General features: G+C 42.6%; 8 protein-coding genes. All 8 read right to left on the bottom strand.

Annotation, left to right across the window (positions count from 1 at the left end; genetic code table 11):
• The coding region (locus tag ST42_RS11940) for an HD domain-containing protein (RefSeq protein WP_156139326.1) at positions 1-475 on the bottom strand (475 nt) is incomplete at its 3' end.
• A gap of 197 nt (positions 476-672) precedes the next feature.
• Positions 673-1356, bottom strand: a complete 684-nt coding sequence (locus ST42_RS11935; protein ID WP_042517719.1) for a PP2C family protein-serine/threonine phosphatase — start codon at positions 1354-1356, stop codon at positions 673-675.
• 55 nt (positions 1357-1411) lie between these two features.
• Positions 1412-1936: a hypothetical protein gene (locus ST42_RS11930; RefSeq protein WP_042517717.1), complete on the bottom strand. Its 525-nt coding sequence runs from the start codon at positions 1934-1936 to the stop codon at positions 1412-1414.
• A 14-nt stretch (positions 1937-1950) separates the two neighbouring features.
• The gene (locus ST42_RS11925; RefSeq protein ID WP_042517716.1) at positions 1951-4083 is read right to left on the bottom strand and encodes a dynamin family protein; all 2133 of its coding nucleotides are present in this window, start codon (positions 4081-4083) and stop codon (positions 1951-1953) included.
• A gap of 23 nt (positions 4084-4106) precedes the next feature.
• Positions 4107-4721: a hypothetical protein gene (locus ST42_RS11920; protein WP_042517714.1), complete on the bottom strand. Its 615-nt coding sequence runs from the start codon at positions 4719-4721 to the stop codon at positions 4107-4109.
• A gap of 24 nt (positions 4722-4745) precedes the next feature.
• The gene (locus ST42_RS11915; protein ID WP_042517713.1) at positions 4746-5147 is read right to left on the bottom strand and encodes a hypothetical protein; all 402 of its coding nucleotides are present in this window, start codon (positions 5145-5147) and stop codon (positions 4746-4748) included.
• Positions 5148-5162: 15 nt separating this feature from the next.
• Complete coding sequence (locus ST42_RS11910; RefSeq protein ID WP_042517711.1) at positions 5163-5561, bottom strand: FtsZ/tubulin family protein; 399 nt, start codon at positions 5559-5561, stop codon at positions 5163-5165.
• The gene (locus tag ST42_RS11905; protein ID WP_042517710.1) at positions 5558-5992 is read right to left on the bottom strand and encodes a hypothetical protein; all 435 of its coding nucleotides are present in this window, start codon (positions 5990-5992) and stop codon (positions 5558-5560) included. Before ST42_RS11905 ends, ST42_RS11910 begins: the two co-directional genes overlap by 4 nt.
• Positions 5993-6000: the final 8 nt, after the last annotated feature.

The raw sequence follows: 6000 nt of genomic DNA, 5'->3' as shown, positions 1-6000 counted from the left end.
GCATACTGCTGAGCGTGCGCATATTATGAAGTCGGTCTGCCAATTTCACAAGTATGGCACGCACATCAAACTGTACAGACGATAGCATTTGGCGGAAGTTATCCACCTGCTTCGACTGGTCATACTGAGCTTTCTTCTGCTTAGTCACGACACCGACAAGAAATGCCACATCATCCCCGAAACGTTCACGGATCTCATCTATACTGTACGGACAATCCTCCACAACATCATGTTGGAAAGCCGCCATGACAGGGTTTGCTCCCAGCTCCAGCTCTTCTGCCACAATGCGTGCCACGGCAACAGGGTGACTGATATAGGGTTCACCCGACTTGCGCAGTTGGTCTTTGTGAGCATAAGCAGCAAAGTCGTATGCTTCATGCAGCAAGTTCATCTGCTTCTCGTCCACTCGTTGGGCCATCAATGTGAAGATTGCGTCCACATCGGCTTGTATCTTCTTTTCATACTTCTCATTCATAGTCTTTTCATTTTTATCGTTCATTATAAGAGAGTGGAAGAGTTGTTGATATTATATCAACTGTCTTCAGAAAACATGAGATTTCATGTTGCAGGAGTACCGACCCATGCTATTCTGCTTCCCAATGCAGCTATAGTCCACAATGAACAGATAGCCAAATCAATTCCTAATAGTGTCTTTCTCATCTTGTCTCTCTTTTATTCTATTTCTATAAATATAGCCGTATAGTTGTCATCACCTTGTTTTTGACAGAGAAAGTCAAATACATCGAGTATATCTTCCAAGGGTTTGTCGTCCAACATCCTTGTTTGCAGGATATCGGGTGCCATGCTCTTGTACAAGCCATCAGAACAGAGTAATATCCTGTCTCCTTTCTGAATGGTGAACTGCCTAATGTCGGGAACAGCGACTTCTGGACGGTAGCTGAAGAAACAGCGTGACACAATTTCCCATCCGAAGTCAATGCGCACATGGTCCTCGGTCTGGTAAAGTAATCCCTCACTTTGTCTTAGCAGATAGCAACGGCTGTCGCCCACATGGGCTATTGTCGCCTTGTCACCTTCAATGCTGACCATGACCATCGTAGTACCCATCTCTGCATGGCTGAGGTCATAGGATTTCTGGTTGATGGCATTACAAGCCTTTCTGCAAGCCATAACAACTTTTTGATCACTGTCTGGAGTGTCTGTATTATCCTGCCAGTATTTTGAAATAGCATTGCAGACAGCCTCACTTGCCACCTCGCCAAAGGAATGACCTCCCATGCCATCACATACTATGCCCATGAAGCGATTGTGCTCTGGCATTTTCAGGACGTTAAAGCAATCTTCATTATTGCTTCGCCGACCAGTCTTGCAGATTGTCGCATATTTAATTTTCATTATCTTTTGTTTTTATGTTTATATCGTTTTTGAGAAAGAAGTAACCTAATGATACTCACTCAATATACTTTTCCAGACTAATTTCCATATCTAACATTTGATGGCTGATATTGGTGATTATCATCTTTTCAGCTTTTGCAATTCGCTTGTTTCTGAAGGACACATTGAACGTATTTAGTACCACCAGGAACAAAGTCGGGTAGAAACATTGCTCTATCAGACTCATGCTTGTTCTGGAATGTAATAGCCATGCCACTATTCCCGTCAACACAAAAGCCAAAACGAAGTACCAACTATTGGATGGAAGTTTGTTGTTGTCTGGCTCTATGAAACTTTGCTCCATTGCTTCTGTCATAAAATTCAAGGCTTTGTCGGGAGCTGCATTATGAAAACTCTGGAACCACATACCTTGCGCTAATACGCCTTGTGGCCACTTGGCAATCTCCTTTTGCAGTTTTTCTGTGAGTCGCTGCACATCCACCTTGCCGTTGAACTTGATTTGTCGTTTGGCTTCAGACAACACAATATCATGGATGTCATGCCACTGGCTCCTGAATATCTCTTGTCGTTGTATTTCCATTGTGAATAGACATTTTATAATGTTGCCAATTCCTCTGCGTATGGTATGCCAAACACATCGAGATAACAGCACTTGATTTCTGATGCCATTGTCGTAAGGATGCCTGTTGTGCGCTGCCGTTCATGATCTGCATTGAAATGATTGTCGTTTATATTGCGCTCTATCTCTGCCAAACGCAATCTCTCATCTGTCAAACGTTGACGACTCTCACCACACTTGGCACTCTTTACCTCATTCACCTTAATGGCGATATTGGCATTCATCTCATGCAACCGTTCATCCAGCTTGGTATGTATCTCTTTCAAAGCTGCATTTTTGCTGTCTGTAAGCATACGGTCGACCATTTCGTTTTTGCCGTTCTTAATCTGTAACCATTCAATGAGTCCACAGATTATAATCCCCCAACCGCCTGTGACGATTTGGATGACCATCCATTGCCACACGCCATTGAACACCGCCTTGCGGATAAACTCCATCCATGCGGTATGTCCTCCTGCACAGTTCTTCACGATGGCACTGGCATCGCCTACGCAATAGGAGATGACGGCTTGTAACCAGTCTTGGTCTTCTTGCTTGCCCATTTCTGGGCTTTCCGTAAGGGTTTCTCCCAGACGTGAAAACAGTCCAGCCACATTGACCAAGTTAGTGTTTACACTCTGTTCTGCTTCACCGATGGCATTCTGAAGGACGGATTTGTTCGTTTCCATGAAATGATCTATCTTTTCAGAGATATGATCGGCAATGATTTGTGAGAAAGGCTGGAGCAGGCGTTTCATTTCTTCCATGCGCTTCTCCTTCGGCTTGAACAGATTTATGTTACTTACTGCCAGGGAAAGGTAGTCTTTCATACCGAAGCGTATCTTCTCATGCAAGATCGCTAAATCGACCTCCCATGTGCTATCCACACTGTCAATGGCATTGCGGATAAGCAAAGCTATGGTATTTTGAAGTTTCAGCGTGCAGTTGTCGAAAGCGGTTTCTGTAGCTTCCAGTCCAGTCTCTATCTCGTTAATGATGCGCTGGCATTCAGCCTTTTGTTCAGCAGTCATTTCTGCATTATGCTCGTAGATACCCAGGTCTTCACGCACCTTTTCCACAGCATCATTATAGGTGCCAAGCAATGTACGGAAGACTTTTCCGTATTGTGCCACACAACGCTCATCGGTAGAAAGAAACTCCAGCAGAGCCTCTTCGAATGGAAGGAACTGACTGCGTTGTAGCTTCAGTTCAATCTTTTCTTGTGAGAGCGGCACGTCTTTTTGCAGGTCTTCATCAAAGGTCATACCTCTTCTTGCATCCAAGGCTAATAACGAGGATAGTCCGAACACTCGCTTGTACATCAATGCTTCGTCAACGCTTCCGTCAGCCTTGGTGAAGCACCCTTTCACATCCTGTCGTACTCGTTCAAGAGCTTGTTCTCGCTCCACATTGGATGCTATAAGGTCTGTCTTGTTCAGAATGAAGAACACATTGCCCGGATTACCCTTGAAATTTTCATTGAAGTATTCACGGTCAGCTTCCGCAAAACCACGTTCACTACAAACATAGACGATGGCTTGAGCCTTGGCTGCAATGTCAAGTGCCAGTTCTGTTGCCACTTCCTTATCTTCCAACCCTGGAGTATCTACAATGTTAACTCCATTCTGCATCAAAGGCAGTGAACTTCTGATGATGGAGTAGGCCACATTTTTGAAACGAGGAACATTACCTGTAGAAATCAATGTTTCTGCATCTGCAATGCCATAGCGATAGGTCTGCATGAACTCGTCCTTACTGATGTGTTCTATTCTACCTTGGGTGATGCTTCCGTCTTCATTTACGATATCCTTATAATGTATCTCCACATCATCTTCTTCGCAACCGAACTGGACGAATGTGAGTATGGCGGTGCTTGGCAATGCAGATTCTGGCAATACCCTACTGCCTAACAGGGCATTGATGAGAGTACTCTTGCCTGAGGTGAATGTTCCCATGACAACTATACGGAACAGCCCGTCTGTCACCATTTGTGCTTCTTCACGGCATCTGTAGGATTGGAGTATCATACCCAAACCTATCTCATTATTGCCAATTACCTGTCGTTGTCCTGCCAAATCCGCCATAGTGTTAAGGGCAGTAACAAGTCTTGTATTTTTATCTTTACTCATATTTACTAAAAACTTATTGTTGTTTACAAACAAAAGAAACTCTCAAAGTTGCGATGGTTGACACTTGTGTCCTTATAGGCTCTTTGCTGCAATATTTCGGGAATCTTGTATAGCGGTACATGATTGGTCAATAGTTTGCCAAGAGTGCGGTAGAGAGTATAATTCGACCTTTCAATATACATATCAAGGGTGATTTCTCCATAATTTTCAGCATCTTTAGCATTAAAGAAGAAAGTGCTGGCAAATAGTCCATGAAGATGATTCCTACGTGCAAACTCTACTGCATTAGGCCATATTCCGATGATATCGCCATTGTGTCTGCGAAGATTGTAGGCATGTATTCTGTTCAGCACAATCTGTGGAACTCCAATCTGACAGTTTACTAGACGATGTACCCACACAGGATCATCCAAATCACTCGGACTGATTTCAAGCACATCGTTAAAACGCTCTCTATACAGTCCATGGCAATCACCATAACCAATTATTAATATGGGTTCTTCTTTGGGCGTTTGCCAGAGTAATTGTCCAATGCCACGTTCGTACCATTCGTCCTCTACCACATGTACATTAGGCATATTGGCATATATGGCCTCTGCCAAGGAGGTTGATTTGTCTTTAGGATGTATCACCAACATATTGCACTTCTTTGATTGTTATACTTAGTTCATATCCAACGTGATTTCCATGCCTGACTCAGAAAAATGCACTCCAGACAAGGAAAGATATGCGAGAACATTCTTTAATTCGGTAACGTTCTCAGGATATACATTGATGCGTTTGCTGTCGGTGTCTATTTCAATGCCTTGGGGAATCTGCCTCTCGATATGGGTAATAGCACCAGAAATCAGTAGAGATATTGCCTTGCTACATTCATACGACATACATATAACATCCTTGCGCATTGCTTCAATTCGTACAACAACACTAATTGCAGGGATGAACTTATGTGGAGTGTATTCGATGGACAAGGTCTTATCATCCACCTGCTTTATGGAAGGACGAACTAAGTAGTGCTTCTCTACATAGTTGGACACTTCTTCGTAATAAACTGAAACTTTCATAGGCTGACTGTTTTGTTATTCAAAGGCAAAGACAGATATGCAGCGTCTGCACTTTAATGTATTGTTCTGACTGATGCCCCATTTAATTTCTACATTTTTGTTGGCAAACATGGTCAAACAATCACTTATCCCTTCCATTTCATCCATCATCAATTCCTCTCCTTCTTTATAGGATATTGAAACAATGATATTTGAAAGTTTGTTTGAACAACGTTTCCTAATCTCTGCCATTGCATTATCTGTGAGTTCTGTGACAGAGGCATTGTCTTCATTTCTTATAGCCACTACAGGACGATGGCTTTCTGCAAATGCCTTGAAGTCGTCCCAGTCAAGATTTATAAGCCCAGAATGTAAAGCTATGTCGTCGATATATGCCTTTGTGATTTGCCACTCTCTTGTTATTACTTGTATCATGCCTTTTGGTTTTTTTCTTGTAATTCTGAATTTTCTAATACCCTTTCTTCACACAGCGACAGGACTTCTTGTTTGAAGTTCTCTTCTGTAACCAACTGCTGGATTTCTTCTATTGTCTTGCACGCATTGATGAAGACTGAATGGTCATGTATGACTCCATCCCTTCCTTTGAACTGCAGGGTTACAGCCATTGAATATAGAGGTGGCTCTATATCCATTCGCATGACCGACACACCCATTTTCTTGATAGGTGTATGGGTAGATGCTATATTCATTGTCGCGTGAACCATCTTGTCAAATGGTAATGTCTTGTCTAATTCAACAAGGAAAGTTTCATCATGCAATACTTGAGAAACAAACTTTGCATAGTTTTCCACGTTCTTCAACAAGTCCACTGTCATATTGTTGCTTATTGTAATATCTTTACTCATCTTATTTG

It is taken from the genome of Prevotella pectinovora (genome assembly GCF_000834015.1).
Lineage (GTDB): Bacteria > Bacteroidota > Bacteroidia > Bacteroidales > Bacteroidaceae > Prevotella > Prevotella pectinovora.
The sequence above is the reverse complement of the archived record's forward strand: the minus strand, read 5'-3'. Positions and strand labels throughout refer to the sequence as shown.